Origin of the sequence: Gilliamella sp. B2969, assembly GCF_026536195.1 — a bacterium.
Lineage (GTDB): Bacteria > Pseudomonadota > Gammaproteobacteria > Enterobacterales > Orbaceae > Gilliamella.
The window spans coordinates 75,372-92,483 of sequence record NZ_JAFNOP010000008.1; the positions used below are offsets into that span (position 1 = coordinate 75,372).

9 protein-coding genes are annotated in these 17,112 nt (G+C 35.5%); 4 read left to right on the top strand and 5 right to left on the bottom strand.

Going from position 1 to position 17,112, the window contains the following annotated elements:
• The first annotated feature begins 104 nt into the window (after window positions 1-104).
• On the top strand, window positions 105-2,222 hold the full coding sequence (locus tag J3U66_RS08580; protein ID WP_267348743.1) for an alpha-galactosidase: 2,118 nt from the start codon (window positions 105-107) through the stop codon (window positions 2,220-2,222).
• Window positions 2,223-2,553: 331 nt separating this feature from the next.
• Entirely contained in the window at window positions 2,554-3,558 is a 1,005-nt protein-coding gene (locus tag J3U66_RS08585; protein WP_267343555.1) for a substrate-binding domain-containing protein, read from the top strand.
• 154 nt (window positions 3,559-3,712) lie between these two features.
• On the opposite strand, the gene J3U66_RS08590 is transcribed toward J3U66_RS08585, so the two are convergent.
• Window positions 3,713-5,452, bottom strand: a complete 1,740-nt coding sequence (locus J3U66_RS08590) for a carbohydrate porin (RefSeq protein WP_267348745.1) — start codon at window positions 5,450-5,452, stop codon at window positions 3,713-3,715.
• Window positions 5,453-5,888: 436 nt separating this feature from the next.
• On the opposite strand from J3U66_RS08590, the gene J3U66_RS08595 reads away from it, so the two are divergent.
• Window positions 5,889-8,978, top strand: coding sequence for a beta-galactosidase (locus J3U66_RS08595; RefSeq protein WP_267348747.1), 3,090 nt, complete (start codon window positions 5,889-5,891; stop codon window positions 8,976-8,978).
• Between the two features lie 149 nt (window positions 8,979-9,127).
• Here J3U66_RS08595 and recB read toward each other — a convergent pair whose 3' ends face one another.
• The 3 genes from recB to J3U66_RS08610 are packed head-to-tail and all read right to left on the bottom strand — an operon-like array spanning window position 9,128 to window position 13,341.
• A complete protein-coding gene (gene recB / locus J3U66_RS08600; protein ID WP_267348749.1) occupies window positions 9,128-12,598 on the bottom strand; it encodes an exodeoxyribonuclease V subunit beta in 3,471 nt (1,156 codons plus the stop codon).
• Window positions 12,577-13,020 carry a phosphohistidine phosphatase SixA gene (gene sixA / locus J3U66_RS08605; protein WP_267333326.1) on the bottom strand — a complete coding sequence of 148 codons (444 nt, stop codon included), beginning with the start codon at window positions 13,018-13,020 and terminating at the stop codon, window positions 12,577-12,579. The genes recB and sixA overlap by 22 nt, the downstream gene beginning before the upstream one ends.
• A gap of 24 nt (window positions 13,021-13,044) precedes the next feature.
• Window positions 13,045-13,341 (bottom strand): YfcZ/YiiS family protein, encoded by a 297-nt coding sequence (locus J3U66_RS08610; protein ID WP_267348751.1) that lies wholly within the window; start codon window positions 13,339-13,341, stop codon window positions 13,045-13,047.
• 247 nt (window positions 13,342-13,588) lie between these two features.
• Here J3U66_RS08610 and J3U66_RS08615 point away from each other — a divergent pair, with 247 nt between their 5' ends.
• The gene (locus J3U66_RS08615; RefSeq protein WP_267343560.1) at window positions 13,589-14,983 is read left to right on the top strand and encodes an MFS transporter; all 1,395 of its coding nucleotides are present in this window, start codon (window positions 13,589-13,591) and stop codon (window positions 14,981-14,983) included.
• Window positions 14,984-15,022: 39 nt separating this feature from the next.
• Here J3U66_RS08615 and J3U66_RS08620 read toward each other — a convergent pair whose 3' ends face one another.
• Window positions 15,023-16,792, bottom strand: coding sequence for a DEAD/DEAH family ATP-dependent RNA helicase (locus J3U66_RS08620; protein ID WP_267333323.1), 1,770 nt, complete (start codon window positions 16,790-16,792; stop codon window positions 15,023-15,025).
• Window positions 16,793-17,112 lie beyond the last annotated feature (320 nt).

Consider the following 17,112-nt stretch of genomic DNA (forward strand, 5'->3'; position numbering starts at 1 on the left):
ATTTTATGAGATCTTAATCACAAAACAAAAAATTAATAATATCCTTCTAATTAAATTATCATTACTGTATAAGAATTGTTTTAGTAATCAATTTTGGAGAAAACATGAATTACCATCTTGGCAATAATAACTTAGATATAATTTTACGCACGCAACCTTATGCTGAAATCTGTTATTTTGGAAAACGATTACAAAATTTAAATATCAATTCTATCGATATGCTTACCCCTGCCGTACCTAATTCACGCCTAGATATTGATGTTCCATTCACACTTTGTCCTGAAGAAGGGTTAGGTAACTTTAGTACACCCGGGCTTGAAGGACATCGGAATGGCAAAGATTGGTCTCCAGTATTTATCACTAAAGAAGTCAAAAAAAACAATAACAATATTACTATTATTAGTGAAGATGATATTGCCAAGCTTCGTTTAACTAGCCAACTCATTTTAGATGAAAGTGGTGTTTTGCAATGTCAAAATAGCCTAACCAATTTAGCAGAGCAGCCTTATCAAGTGAATCGTTTGTCAGTAACCTTACCTATACCTGAACGGGCGCAGGAATTAATGGCATTTAATGGTCGTTGGATTAAAGAATTTTTTCCACATCGCACTAAAATTGAACATTGCGGATACTTACAAGAGAATCGCCGAGGAAGAACTTCACATGAATATTTTCCTGGCATGATTGTCGGTACAAGTGGTTTTAAGGAACAAACAGGAGAAGTATGGGGTATCCATTTAGGTTGGAGCGGAAACCACCGCATACAGGTAGCCGTCAAAAGCAATGGAAAACGTTTTATTCAAGCCGAAGCACTTTACCTGGCGGGCGAAATATCTTTAGCTAAAGGCGAAACAGTAAGTACACCATGGTTATATGCAACCTATAGTGATCAAGGTTTAAATAAAATGAGTCAGCACTTTCATCAATTCTTACGAACCAATATTATTAAGTTTTCTGCTCATAAACCACGCCCTGTTCATCTTAATACTTGGGAAGGCATCTTTTTTGATCATAATCCCGATTATATTATGAAAATGGCAACACAAGCAGCTCAAATAGGTGTTGAACGTTTCATTATTGATGATGGCTGGTTTGGTCATCGCGATGATGACTATCAAGGCTTGGGCGATTGGTATCTTGATGAGCGCAAATATCCAAATGGTTTAGAACCAGTCATTAAACATGTTAAAGACCTTGGTATGGAATTTGGTATCTGGGTTGAACCTGAAATGATTAACAAAAACTCTAATCTATATCGTGCCCATCCTGACTGGCTATTAGAACTTCAAGGTTATCAACAACCTGAAGGTCGTCATCAATATGTACTAGACTTACAAAATCCAAATGTTTTTGACTATTTGCTCGAAAGATTAACCTGGTTACTTGGAAGTTACGACATAGACTACATAAAATGGGATATGAATAGAGAAATCGTACAAGCGGGTCATAATGGTCATCCGGCTATAGTTGGCCAAACTAAAGCTGTTTATCGGTTACTTGATATTTTGCAAAAAAAATTTCCGAATGTCGAAATTGAATCTTGCTCATCTGGCGGTGGTCGCATTGATTATGAAATATTAAAACGTACTCAACGTTTTTGGGCATCGGATTCCAACGATGCATTAGATAGACAAATAATTCAACGCGGCATGAGTTATTTTTTCCCACCAGAAGTAATAGGAGCCCATATTGGTGGAGCGCTATGTCACACCACATATAGGCAAATTGATATGAATTTACGTGGTTTAACTGCACTATTTGGCCATATGGGGGTAGAACTCGATCCTGTAAAAGAATCACAACAAGAAAAACTATCATTTGCTAATTATATAAAATTACATAAACAATTACGTTCATTGCTCCATTCGGGCAATTTTATTCGGTTAGATGTTGATGATAATCAAGCCATGCAAAGTTATGGTGTGGTTAGCCAAGACCAAACCGAGGCCGCTTTTATAATTGCACAACTTATTTTACCGACTTATGCTTTGAGTGGTAATTTACGTTTAGCGGGTTTATTACCAGATAAAGATTATCACATTGAGATTCTTGACATGCCTAATAATATTGATCCTAAAGTGAATGGACATGTCATGAAAGCCCTACCTAATTGGATGGTAAAAAGCACAACGTTATCGGGCGATTGGTTAATGAATATTGGTTTACCCCTACCAGTACTAGATCCTGCAACTGCAATGCTAATCAAGATCACATCGGTATAAATTGTTTAGCAAAGAGGCTTAATTTTTTAGCAATTCAAGAGGGATTTCAACAGCACAAATCCCTCTTAATTAATATATTTAAACTGAATCGATTCGACAAACCAGAGAGCAATTGGCAAAAGCAAAATTTTCTCGTATTATAATGCGTTGGCTCATATATTCAGAGTATTACATACTGAATTCACTTAAAGATTTTAAGTACAGGATTTCTCCCAAACTGCGAGCCCTTTTGCTTGAATCATTGGTAATCTTACGAAACTCTATATGGACAAACATAAAGTATCAAATATGGATATAAATAATTAGTAGTAATCAATTAAAAGGTAGTTTTATGGCGACAATAAAAGATGTTGCACGATTAGCCAAAGTTTCAGTGGCAACAGTATCTCGTGTTATTAATAATGCAAACAATGTTAGCGAAAATACACGTGAAATTGTAAAAAAAGCTATGGAAAAATTAAATTACTATCCTGATGCCAATGCTCGCGCGTTATCCCAACAAAATTCAAATACCATAGGCATTGTTGTTGCCGATGTTTCCGACCCTTTTTTTGGTGAGATGGTAAGTACCGTTGACAAAGTAGCTCATCGAACAGGTAATTTTTTATTAATTGGAAATGGCTATCATCAACATGATCAAGAATATAATGCAATAACGCAACTTATCGAACATCGCTGTTCATCATTAGTTGTTCATGCTAAGGTTTTGCCCGACAGTATATTAAAAAAATTAATGCAGCAAGTGCCAGGAATGGTATTAATCAATCGGGTAGTGAGCGGCTTTGAAAAACGGTGTATTGCACTCGACGATCGTTATGGTTCCTATTTAGCGGTGAAGCATTTAATTCAACATGGCCATCTTAAAATTGGTTATTTATGTTCAAACCATGATATCTCGGATGCATCTGACCGTTTGCAAGGCTATAAAGATGCTTTAGCTGAATATAATATAGAGCTTGATGAAAAACTTATAGCTTTTGCCTCACCTAACGAAGTCGGTGGCGAACAAGCTATGATGACATTACTCGAACGCAATCGTCAAATTACCGCTATAGCTTGTTATAATGACTCTATGGCCGCTGGTGCAATGTCAGTGTTATATGATAATGATATAAAAATTCCAACCGAGATTTCTATTATAGGTTTTGATGATTTACTTCTTGCTCGCTACTTGCACCCTAAATTAACAACTATCCGTTATCCATTACAAACGATGGCAGAACAAGCGGCTGAATTAGCATTGAAACTTGCTAAAGGTGAAGCGCCACCTGCTAATTTAGTTAATATATTTATACCTACGCTAACTAAACGTTATTCTGTCAATTTGATCAAATAACATGATTATTAACGACCAATAACATCTTAGTTTATCAACACTATCAAAAATAGAGGATAATCACCACTTATCTGAGCTTACTTAATGATTTTTGATGCATACTATTAGCTCAGATAATCGTATTGTATTATCCCTCTCGATTAAAAGATATTAGCTAAAACCAAACCTCTGTTTGTACCCCAAAACTAATTTGGTGATGCTTACCATTAAAATCAAACTTACTAATATCATTTTGCAATGATTCAATATATGAAACATAAAAACGAATATCAGGTCTAGAAGATAAAATACTTTGTCCGACTTTGAAAGAATGATAAAGCGTTGTTTTATAGCCTTCCTCAACGTAAGTTTGACTATTAGCTTTATTTTTCTGTCTAAAATAGCCAAGCTCAACACCACTCTGGTTATAGGTATCCCATATATATGCAGGTCTTACCGCTGATTTAAAACTAGAAAAATTGGTATGAGCACGATGGAGATCATAAGAATAAACATCATTACCCGTAGTTAGTGCCAATGCATGGGCAACAATAACATTATCGGCTAAATAAGCTTCACCTTCAGAAACCAAGCGATAAGCTTTACCCCCAGTATGTTCACCAATATAATCATTATCAGCATTAGCTGCAAACTCTGGATTATTAGTATTGATGTTGGCTAATTGTGAAGCAACCGAATTTGTCGCTGCTTGTAGTGTAAACTGATTGAATCCAGCAAAAAATTCATTCTGACGTAATACAAAACTACCAAGCCATGCATTTTTGACTTCTACATTGCCTTGAATTTTGGATTTATTCGGTGCTGAATAACGTGCATTTATGCCAAACAGCGCATCTTTCCACAATGGAATGTTATGATAACGTAATTCGATTTCATTAAGATCAACGTCCTCTTTTTTATGCCTAGTAATCTGATTGCCATTTTCATCAACACCAACCACATCAGCTTTTTTACTTTTTACATTCACATCAGCTCGAACTAAAGCTAAATCAAGTACACCAATACCAACGGCAAGATTTTCAATCCCTACCCCACCACCAGCAGGTGTTTTTTGCGTTTTCCAGTCAAGCATCTGAATTTCGTTGTAAGGTAAAGAGTGCTTACCAATCCATAATGTTGCATCAGGGAAACGAGGCACAAATCCTTTAGTAGCTAAATAAATATCAGAGAATTGCATAATATTATCATCTTGGGTATTAAATAAACCCGCTGCCTTATTGGTTGCCACATTCCCATCAATCATGACAATAGCATCGACTCTACGCCCATCTTGATCATAAACTTTTTGTTTAAAAATAAGATCATACCAACCGCCATATTCATTACCGAATCGACCTAACGCACCTTCAGCATAGTTTTTAGGTTTACCATTATTCGATGTTGACCATCCACCACGGAAATAACCGTTATAAGAAAATCCAATTTCATCTTTAATATAATCTTTAAATTCAGATAGAGTAAAAGATTTTTTTGCAGAACCATCTTCGTCTGATGCAGAAGAAGTTTTAACATTATTAACTAACACAATTTGATTATCACTTACGCTATTATTGACATTAATTTGTGGTGAACTAGCCGATTTTTTAGAATTGGTGAGTGATGCTGTCTGATTTTTTAATTGTTTTTGTTGATTGTTAATAACGACTTGTTGTTTTTGAATATTATTATTTAATTGAGCAATTTGCTTGTTTGATTCAACAAGTTGCTTTTTTAAATCCGCTGAGTCTTTACTGATCTCTAGTAACTTCTGTTCTAAAATTGTTATCCTTGCTTCTAACTCTTCTGACGTTGCAGCCATAACATTTGGCAAATAGCATAAACTTAACATCGTAATTAACGCAATTTGTTTTAGTTTGGCTATGACTTTTACAACCTTATTTGTTAAATATTTCATATTTACCTACTCATTATTTTATAAAACATAATGAAGCCTCGTAAATTCGAGGCAAAAAAAAACCTAAAGAATAGCTATTTATGGCTATTCTTTAGGTTTTGCCCGTTACACAGCGGTAACAATCCTTTGAAGAATAATTATCGTTTTTTAATATAACAAATAAAAATAGTGATAAATAAATTAAATGTCTAAGCTGTGACCTATATCACAGTAATAGTTATCTATTTATATACAAAAAGGGATGTAATCGAAAATCACAAATAAAAAAAATAAACCAATCTAGCCATTTAGAAAAAAGATGTATTCGGTTACATAAATGTTATCTAGATCACTGTTTTAAATTACCCATTACTTATAATTTATAACAATTAATGCTCATGTCATTAACTACAATAAATAAAAAATAGTGGTTAACGGAACAGTAAATGGAGAGTATATGACCCCTTCTTTCAATGAAATAATTAACCGCCATGATTGGAATAACTTATCTGTGTTAAGTATGAATAGACTCGATACACATGCTAAATTTCACAGTTGGCGAGATAAACAGAGCGCTAAAAACAATCTGAATTCAGACACCACTATATCACTAAATGGCGATTGGTTTTTTAGCTATTACAATAGCCCAAATCAAGTACCAGAATCATGGTTAAAAAAAGAGTTAGACAAAACAACTATTCCTGTTCCGTCTAATTGGCAATTGCAGGGTTATGATAAACCGGTTTATACCAATATACGTTATCCTTTTCCTTATAATCCACCTTTTGTACCGGAACAAAATCCCACAGGCTGTTATTCTCGCTATGTCAATATCACTCAACAATGGCTGGCGCAAGGAAATACCAGAATTATATTCGATGGTGTCAGCTCAGCGTTTCACCTTTGGTGTAATGGTCAATGGGTTGGCTACTCTCAAGATAGTCGTATTGCGGCAGAATTTGATTTAACGCCTTTTTTAAAGGCCGGTAAAAATCGCATTGCAGTATTAGTATTAAAGTGGTGCGATGGTAGTTATCTTGAAGATCAAGATATGTGGCGATTAAGTGGTATTTTTCGCCAAGTCTGGTTATTAAATAAACCGAAATCACATTTACGAGACATAAAAATTCACACCCAACTCGATGCACTTTATCAAAATGCCACGCTTTCACTACAGATTGATGTCAATCTTGATGACAACAAAGATTTATTCAATGTTGATATTGAATTATGGCAACAAAATAAATTAATAACTAAGCATTCTCAAAGCATTGGTACTGATGCTGTTGACGAAAAAGGCGGATATCACGATCGCTTAGACTGCCATATACCAGTCACCAGCCCCAAATTATGGAGCGCGGAAACGCCGAATCTTTATCGTGTGGTTATCAGTTTATACCATAAACAAACAGGGTTGATAGAATCAGAAGCCTACAATGTCGGTTTTCGGACAGTTGAAATCAAACATGGTCAGCTTTGCTTAAATGGTAAAGCTCTACTCATAAAAGGGACAAACCGACATGAATTCTATCCAGATATGGGCTATGCCGTCACTGAACAAGCGATGTTGTATGATATAAAACTCATCAAACAACACAATTTTAATGCAGTTAGATGTAGTCATTATCCTAATGATCCAAGATGGTATGAACTTTGTGACCAATATGGGCTGTATTTAGTGGATGAAGCCAATATTGAGTCGCATGGTATGTTTCCTATGTCCCGTTTATCGGATGATCCTCGTTGGTTTGCAGCGTATAGCGAACGCGTCACGCGCATGGTACAACGTGATCGAAATCATCCCTCAATTATAATCTGGTCATTAGGAAATGAATCTGGTCATGGTGCTACTCACGATGCACTTTATGCTTGGATTAAAAGCAATGATCCAACGCGGCCTGTACAATACGAAGGGGGTGGTGCGAATACAGCTGCTACCGATATCATTTGCCCAATGTATGCACGTGTTGAGCAAGATCAACCGCATCCAACGGTACCTAAATGGGCAATAACAAAATGGATTTCAATGCCTGATGAACACAGGCCTCTTATTTTATGTGAATATGCGCATGCCATGGGTAATAGTTTAGGTGCGTTTTATAAGTATTGGCAAGCATTTAGGCAATACCCTCGTTTGCAAGGCGGATTTATTTGGGAATGGGCAGATCATGGTATTCGCTGTCAAACTCAAACGGGGGAAAGTTATTGGGCCTATGGCGGGGATTTTGGTGAAGCGTATCACGATAGACAATTTTGCTTAGATGGATTAGTGTTCCCCGACCGCAATGCTCATCCTAGTTTAATCGAAGCTAAGAAATTACAGCAACCTTATCAATTTAAGCTAATAAGTCAAAAACCATTAGTAATTGAGATAACCAGCGAGTATTTATTTTATCATACCAATCATGAGGTTTTACAATGGGAGTTATTAGTCGAGGGTAAAAAACGAAAATACAGCAAAACCAAACTGGACATTAAAGCCAATAGCACAATAAAAATGGTTTTGTGTGATGACGTCGGTAATGATTTTAACTGTGAAGATTTGCATTTATCAGTCAAAATTATTCAAAGCAAAACCACGCCATGGTCTGCTGCTGGGCACCTAGTCGCATGGGAACAGTGGAAGTTAACCAACACTTTTATTCCATTACTGACTATTAATCAAGATAAAAGTTCGCTTAAGTTAACCGAAAATCAGGATAATTATGTCATAAATTATAAAAATCAACGTTGGCAATTGAATAAAGCATCGGGTCAATTAGAACAATGGTTTAAAGGAAACAAACCGTTATTAGCTTCAGCTTTTACCGATCAATTTATTCGTGCACCAATTGATAATGATATAGGTATCAGTGGTGATTTTGATAGCAATAATAATCCTTTTGCTTGGGTTGAGCAGTGGAAATCGGCGGGTTATTATGACCTAAAACACCAATGTTTTGGGATAAAAGTGGCCGAATCTTCTGATAAAATTATTATCGAAGTGCTTCATGGATATGTTGTAAAAAATAAAAAAGCCATTCAAAGTAAATGGTTATACCAATTTGATCAGCAAGGACAACTAACCTTATCAGTACAAATTGATATTGCGAATAATATGCCACCACCTGCACGTATAGGGTTAACATTTCAATTAAAACAGGTACCAAAACAGGTAAAATGGTTAGGATTAGGTCCACACGAAAATTATCCAGATCGTAAAACATCGGCAATCTTTAGTGACTGGTGTTTACCTTTTTCCCAACTCTACACGCCTTATATTTTTCCTTGTGAAAATGGTTTACGTTGCGATGTAAAAAAATTACAACTCAATCAATTAACCGTTACGGGTCATCAATTTAAATTTAATATTAATCAATATGGTACAAAACAGTTAATGAAAACATCACATCGACATCTATTGCAACCAAAAGACAGCGCTTATGTCAGTATTGATGCATTTCATATGGGAATTGGTGGCGATGATTCTTGGACACCTAATGTCCATAAAGAATTTTTATTAACCGAAAAGTATTACAGTTATCAATTGGTTTTTAAATGTTCATAAAATTTAACTGTTACCAACCAATAAGTAATACAGCAGGTAGTAGTCGATACCTTCTGTATTTCGGTTTAGATAACAACATGCCAACAAAAAAATCTGCAAAATTTAACGCCAAAAAATAGCTCAAACCATCAAGTGCTAAGATTAACAGATTAAATATTGTACTTATTATCCCCGTCAAATAACTGATCAAGTTGCTCTATGAACTGTTTTGCTGGTTGGCAATAAAAAATCCCGTATTCGGGCATACCCCGTAAGAAAAGATAATACACCCCACCAAAATGGTCTTGATATTGATAATTGACTAAACGACTTTTTAAAAATCGATGTAATGCTAAACAATAGAGTTGATATTGTAATTCATAACGATGTTCACACATTACCTGCTCTAATGCGGGCTTTTGATAATAAGCAGCAGAATCACCTAACCAGTTCGATTTATAATCAACAATATAATATTTACCTTCAAATTCAAACACTAAATCAATAAACCCTTTCAACATACCTTGTACTGTTTCAAAATCTAATTCTGGGCATTGTTTAGATAAAGGGTCATATTGTTTACACAAAGAGTCCAATTGCAAGCTAGACACTGCTTGACGAATAGGTAAATAAAATTGAAGCTCGTGAATACATTTTCCACTTAATATTTGCGCTAATGTAAGCCCTTGCTGATTAACTTTTGTGCTAAGCACCTGTTGCATCCAATCTCTTAAAACATCGATCCAGATTGCGTCTAAATTGAGTTTTTTTACCATTTCATCGCATAATTGAGCAACATTATTCCCTGCAACATTTTCCATCATTGTATGCATAAGCGTACCAACATAAGCTCCTTTTGGAAAATGATGAATATCATATAATTGCACTAACTGTTGCGCTTGATTATCTGATTGAGATTCATCCCAATCATCGAAGATGGCATAATTCAATATTGAACTACCATTATGCTTTTGAAGTTCAGTATAACTTGTCACACGCCAACAACTCGAAAGCTTTCGCTTAAATACACTTGCAAACAAGGTGCTATTTGATGTTTTTGGTGAAATATACTGTTCACCGACTATAGGTAATTCAACCTCAATTAAATTTGAAAATTTGGCTATCGATTTTAAATCATCATTTAAAAGATAATTAATCGCTGATTGATTTTTTTTCAAAGAAGCTAAACCAATACTACAATGATAAACAGAGCGAGTCATTGCCACGTACAGCAATCGTAAATCTTCTGCCAGATGTTCATCTTCAATTTGTTGTTTAATTTCATCAGTTAACGACCACGCATAGCTTGGCTGATAATCATTATGTTTATCGTGATAAAATTGGCTATTAGCAGGGCGATATTTAGCCGCAAATGGCAACCAAACTATTGGAAACTCTAACCCTTTAGATTTATGTATCGTGATAATTTTGACCAAATTTTCATCGCTTTCTAAACGTTGTTCATGATTGTCTAAATTCAAATCGGGATTGACTATTTGTTTAGTCAACCAACGAACTAAAGCCGGTAAACTATCTAACTCATCCGCGGCGGCTTGTAATAATTCCCCTAAATGCATGAAGTTAGTCAATATTCGTTCGCCATTCTGGCAAGCTAAAAGATTTTCGGCTAAGTGTCGCCGTTTCATCAAACGACGTAACATCACTAATACCCCATAGTGTTGCCAAATAATCTGATATTGTTTAAATTCCTCTACTAAATTTTCCCACTGATCTTGATCATCAATCAATTGCTCAAGTTCTGCCATGGTTTGACCTAATAACCTAGTCATTAGCGCTAAACGTAATGCTGCTTCATTTTCTGGCATGAGTACGGCTTGCAATACAGAAAGCACATCCTGTGCTTCGGTTGACGAAAAGACGCTATTTCGATTGGATAAATAAACGCTTTTAACCCCATAAATCGCCAGTTTTTGTTGAATTATTTCAGCCTCTTGTCCGGTGCGCACTAAAATTGCAATATCGCTAGTTATCACAGGGCGTTTGCCATCTTTATCACAGATGAATATTGAACTATCCGTTAACCATGAAACAATTTCTTTAGCACAACAAATCGCCATATGTTCTTGATAATCTGTAATAGTTGTTATTGTTTCAGGTAATAGATAAGCCGTTAAGGCATTTGCCTCTTGATCATTGATTATCAACGTTTTTTGATTATTTCTTGTTGCACTTTCCATAGGTAAAAAGGGAATGCGATCAAAAATAAAAGGATGTTGACGATTAGCGAATAACTGATTTACAGCCTTTACCATTTCAGAAGAAGATCGGTGATTAACATACATGGTAAAATTATTTTCGCCTGCCGACTGTTTTGCTTTTAAATACGTAAATATATCAGCGCCACGAAAGCTATAAATTGCTTGTTTGGGATCACCAATAAACAATAAACCTGTATCTACTCGCTGCTTATTATAAATACGATCAAATATTTGATATTGTGCGGGATCGGTATCTTGAAATTCATCGATTAAAGCAACACAATATTTTTTTGCAATACTTTGTGCTAATCGATGACCATTTTTGGCCTGCAAGGCCCGATTAAGTTGCCAAATTAGATCGTTAAAACTCATCTCGGCACGTTTAATCTTCTGATAATAAATGCCTTTTTGTATAATTTTAACAATATGCATCAAAATTTCGTTGCGTAAATCAAGTTGGCTTGTATAAAGTTGTGCTATTTGCTCAAAAACTAAATGTCGTGGAGCCGTCTTATCGGTTTTGGTTTTTTCAATTAATACCGCTTGACTAAACTTTTCCAGTTCAGCGGGTAACTTAAACGTCGTTGTCGGTGTTTGGCACCAAGCCGAAACTTTGGCAATCCAATTAGGTAAATAACGATTACTATAAGATTGTTTACTGACGCCTGACTGAATAATGATATCGGTTAATTCATTTACTGATTCTAACCAAGCCTGTTTTAACATTTCGATTTTGTAAAAATTACGCTGATAAAAATCATTAATAATATTCACAAGATCGATATTATCATCTGTGTTTTGGCTAAAATCAAAACTCAAATAAGGTTTAATACTTGCTAATAAGGCATCTGGATCTTGCCAAGTTGCAAAAACTATCTGAGCAAGTGGTTTATTTAAGGGAATAAAATAATGACGCCAAAAATCTTGGGTAACTTGTAAGTGTAATTGCTGCTCATCAGTAATTAATTTTTGTTCAAAAAGTACACCCGATTCAAATGCATGACTAGTCAATATTCGCTGACAAAAACTATGGATGGTATAAATAGCCGCATCATCCATTGATTGTTGGGCTTCAGTGAGTTTTTGAATCGCAGCTTGACGGTCATCAATTAATTCAATCAATTTTTGATATATCGGATCTGAATGGTTACCTTGCAGTAATCCTGTTCTTAGTTCTTGTATAGTTGCTCTAATGCGTGAACGCAGCTCTTGCGTTGCCGCTTTAGTAAAGGTGACAACTAAAATTTGATTAATACTCAGTGGGTTAGGATAACTGTTTTTGCCTATGCCTAATAACAATCGCAAATAGATAAAGGCAAGTGAATAGGTTTTACCTGTTCCGGCCGAGGCTTCAATTAAGGTACGTCCGGTTAACGGTAAATCAAAAAGATTAAGTTTTTTTACTCCGCTTGATGAAACCATTCAAGATTTCCTGCGGTGCCAATTGAGTAGTTAATACATGCAATTGCAGCTGTTGGAAACATCGGTGGCGAAATATGAGGGCAAAGCTCATTGACTAAATAGCCGACTAATGGAAGGTGTGAAACTATAATCACTTGCTTAACATCTTGGGGTATAAGGGTCATTAAAAAATCAGCAATTGAAGCAGCACTTCCACCTGGAACCAAAAGCTTTTCTGTTTTTACTTTTGAAATAGGAATATAAGAGGATAGTTGAGCAAACGTTTGCTCTGCTCGTAAATATGGACTCACTAAACCTAAGTCAAATTTAAAATGTTGCTGTTGAAGCCATTGACCGGCTTGATTCGCTTGTTCAATGCCATAAGCAGTAAGTGGTCGACTTGCATCAGATGAAGCAGAAAATCCTGCTTCACCATGTCTCATAATACAAATTTTCATTAATGACAATTAACGTAATTTTAATTGAAAAATTAAGCACTCAGCGCCACAACAAAAAGTAAACTTAGCAGTTAATTTAAAACCTTCTGCAACTTTGTCGATACTGCTATTAATTTCACAGGGTTCAGTTGCAGCATCTTTTGCAGCTTGTGTTAATGATACTAATTTAGCTTGAGCTTCTGATTCTGACGCAAAAACGTGTTCGTATTCTGCTGTGCAATCCTCATTATCGATAATTGTTCCAACATCAACACAACAACATGCTGGTGTTTCATTTGCTTTACATTTATTTAGTGAATCTGTCATCCTGTACCTCTATTAATCATTTAGTTTTGACATAGTATACTCTCAATCAAACTTAAGGGCAAAGTTCTAACATTTTTTTAACAACCTAATAACTGACATAAAAAAACGTTTTTTATCAATCAAAAATAGAAGTTTTTTAAAAATAACCTTTGTAAGTCACGGTTATTTCTCAAGAATAATTATTGTCTTAGCGTTTTCTTTTTGTAGTATATAATATTTGCAGTATTTATTTGTATTGGTGTTTTTTATGCAACAACGTAGTAACGTCCAGAAAATGGCAATTTTAGTCGCCGCAACATTTTTTATGGAAAATTTAGACGCGACAGTTATTACTACCGCTATTCCTAATATCGCAAAATCATTTTCAGTTAATCCTCAAGATATCTCAGTTGGAATTAGTGCCTATATGTTAGCCCTTACCATAGGTTTACCTGCAAGTGGTTGGCTGGCTAATCGTTTTACTGCACATCGAATTTTTTCAATCTCGATTGTTTTGTTTATGTTAGCATCTTTACTCTGTGCACTCTCAACTAATCTAACCATGTTTACGCTGGCAAGATTATGCCAAGGATTGGCAGGATCGTTAATGGTCCCTGTTGGCCGCACGGTGGTACTTAGCCGGACTGAAAAACAAAATTTAGTCAATACTATATCAATACTGGTCTGGCCAGGATTAATCGCTCCGGTCATGGGACCTGTGATTGGTGGATTTTTCGCGCAATATCTAACATGGCATTGGATTTTCGTTTTAAATATTCCACTTGGATTTATTGCCCTTTTTTATGCATTCAAACTTCTACCAAAAGAACTACCGCAAATACGCGCATTTGATGGCATTGGTTTTATTTTGTGTGGATCAGGTTTATTGCTCTTTGTTTATGGACTTGAAATGATTTCACATTCACAAAAGAGTATAGGAATAAGCCTTTCAATCGTTTTACTTGGCTGCATAATGTTAACAATGGCATGTTATCACTTAACTCACAGCACACATCCACTGATTAGCTTACAGGCGTTTTCTAAACGTACATTTAGAACCATGTTTTTTGGGGGATCCTTAATCCGAATCGCCTTAAGCAGTGCCCCATTTCTTTTACCTTTGATGTTTCAAGTTGGATTTGGATACTCACCATTAACAGCAGGTGCTTTATTGCTGGTGCTATTTGTTGGTAATATTCTTTTTAAATTGATCAATACACCGTTAATTGAACGATTCGGTTTTCGAAATATACTGATTATTAACGGAATAGTGTTATCAGCGAGTTTTATTTTATGTGCATTTTTTACAGAACAAACCTCGATTATTACTATGATTATCGTTCTTTTTCTATCAGGAGGAGCACGATCAATCCAATTTACTACCTTAAATACACTAGGTTTTTCTGAAATCGAAAAAAGTGAAGTTCAAAGTGCCAATATTTTATCTACTTTAGCACAGCAACTTAATAATGTTCTTGGCATTGTACTAGGGGCATTATTCTTATTTATTGCATCTTGTTACCATGATCATAATAAAACAATGTTAAGTGTTGAAGACTTTCAATTTGCTTTATTGATGGTTGCAGGGCTGACAATCATTGCTATGATTGATTTTATTACACTACCTAAAAATGCTGGTGATAATGTGCGAGGAATAAAATAACGAAGAAAAGCCTCTGCCTTAAGGCAGAGGTTAAATTAATTAAAATTTTGGTGCTGACGAGCGACCTCGTTTTTTCGAAAATCCTTTATCATTCGACTCAGATTTACTACTTCTACGTCCACCACGTCTATTATCAGATGAAGCATTACTCACTAAGCTCATTTTCATCGGTTGATTAAGCACTCTTACCTTTTCGAAGTGTTTAAGAATGTCTTGAGGCATACCTTTAGGTAATTCAACAGTTGAATAAGTTTCGTAAAGTTTGATATTACCAATATAACGACTACTTATATCAGCTTCATTAGCAATGGCACCAACAATATGTCGAACTTCAACACCATTCTCTTTACCAATCTCGATTCGATACATGTCCATATCGCCAACATCACGACGTTCTCGACGTTTTGGTGTTTCACGATTATCACCACGCAAACGGCGCTCACCACTGCGATTATCACGATCGCGACTATCACGAGATGGTTTCATCACTGGATCTGGTGGTAATATTAACGGGCGCTCGCCCTGAGCCATTTTTAAAATCGCAGTAGCGATCGTTTCTAAATCTGTATCACAGCTTGCTTGAATTTGTGATAAGAGTGCTTGATATTGGTTAAGATCAGCACTTTCTAACTGTTTTTGTACTTGCTCAGTAAATTTTGCTAAACGACGTTTTTCAATCAATTCTTTTGAAGGTAATGCGACTTCTGGTATTGATTTTTTAATGGTTTGTTCAATGTTTTTAAGCAAACGACGCTCACGGCTATCGACAAATAAAATCGCGCGTCCAGCTCGACCTGCGCGACCGGTTCGCCCTATTCGATGAACATAAGATTCAGAATCAAGTGTAATATCATAGTTGATGACTAAGCTAATACGTTCAACATCTAAACCACGTGCTGCAACATCGGTTGCAATTAAAATATCTAATCGACCATTACGTAAACGATCAAGAGTTTGCTCTCGTAATTGCTGCGTCATGTCACCATTTAATGCTGCGCAGCTATAACCATGTTTTTCAAGAACGTCGGCAACATCTAACGTGGCGCTTTTGGTTCTAACAAAGATAATCGCAGCATCAAAATCTTCAGCTTCTAAAAAACGAATAATTGCTTCGTTTTTACGCATACCTCTGACTAACCAATAACTCTGATCAATATCAGGTGCGGTTTGATTGGTTCCTTTAATTTGCACTTCTTTAGGGTTTTGCATAAACCGTTTAGTAATGCGACGAATAGGTGCTGGCATTGTTGCTGAAAATAGTGCTGTTTGATGATTTTCAGGAATCGTTGCCATGATACTTTCAACATCATCAATAAAGCCCATTCTTAACATTTCGTCAGCTTCATCAAGAACTAAACCTTTAAGATTAGACAGATCTAATGTTTTACGGTTTAAGTGATCCAGTAATCGCCCCGGTGTTCCGACTACAATTTGCGGACCTTGTTTTAAAGCGCGTAATTGTACATCGTAACGTTGTCCACCATATAATGCTAAAACTTTTATGCCTTTCATATATTTTGCATATTCAGCACATGCATCGGCAACTTGAATAGCCAACTCTCGTGTTGGTGCTAAAACCAACAATTGTGGTGCTTTTAAATTAGCATCTATATTCATTAAAAATGGGATAGAAAAAGCAGCAGTTTTACCACTGCCAGTTTGTGCCATTCCTAATACATCGTTACCTGCTAACAATAAAGGAATACATTCAGCTTGAATCGGTGATGGTTTGCTAAAACCAAGATCATTTAATGCATTAAGGATATCCTCGGATAAACCAAGGTCAATAAAAGAAACTTCTTTTGTCATGTAAACTCGCTTATAAATTTTATTATATCTAAACAGGTTATTTGCACTGTTAATAATATTAAGCACAACTTAATATCGGCAATGTGCAATGGCTAATTTAATAAAACCAAGAATAGATAAATTTATGCCAGCTCACTAAATTGAAAAATTACAACTCACCCCAATAACTAACTGCCAATATTAATACTATCGATAATTACTCAGCAAAATTTAACGATGATTAGCGTTTTATCATAAAATAGATAAAGCAAAATAATCAAATCATTAAAATTCAGGAGTATATTATTGGCAAATCAGAACTACGCTATAACAATATTTTC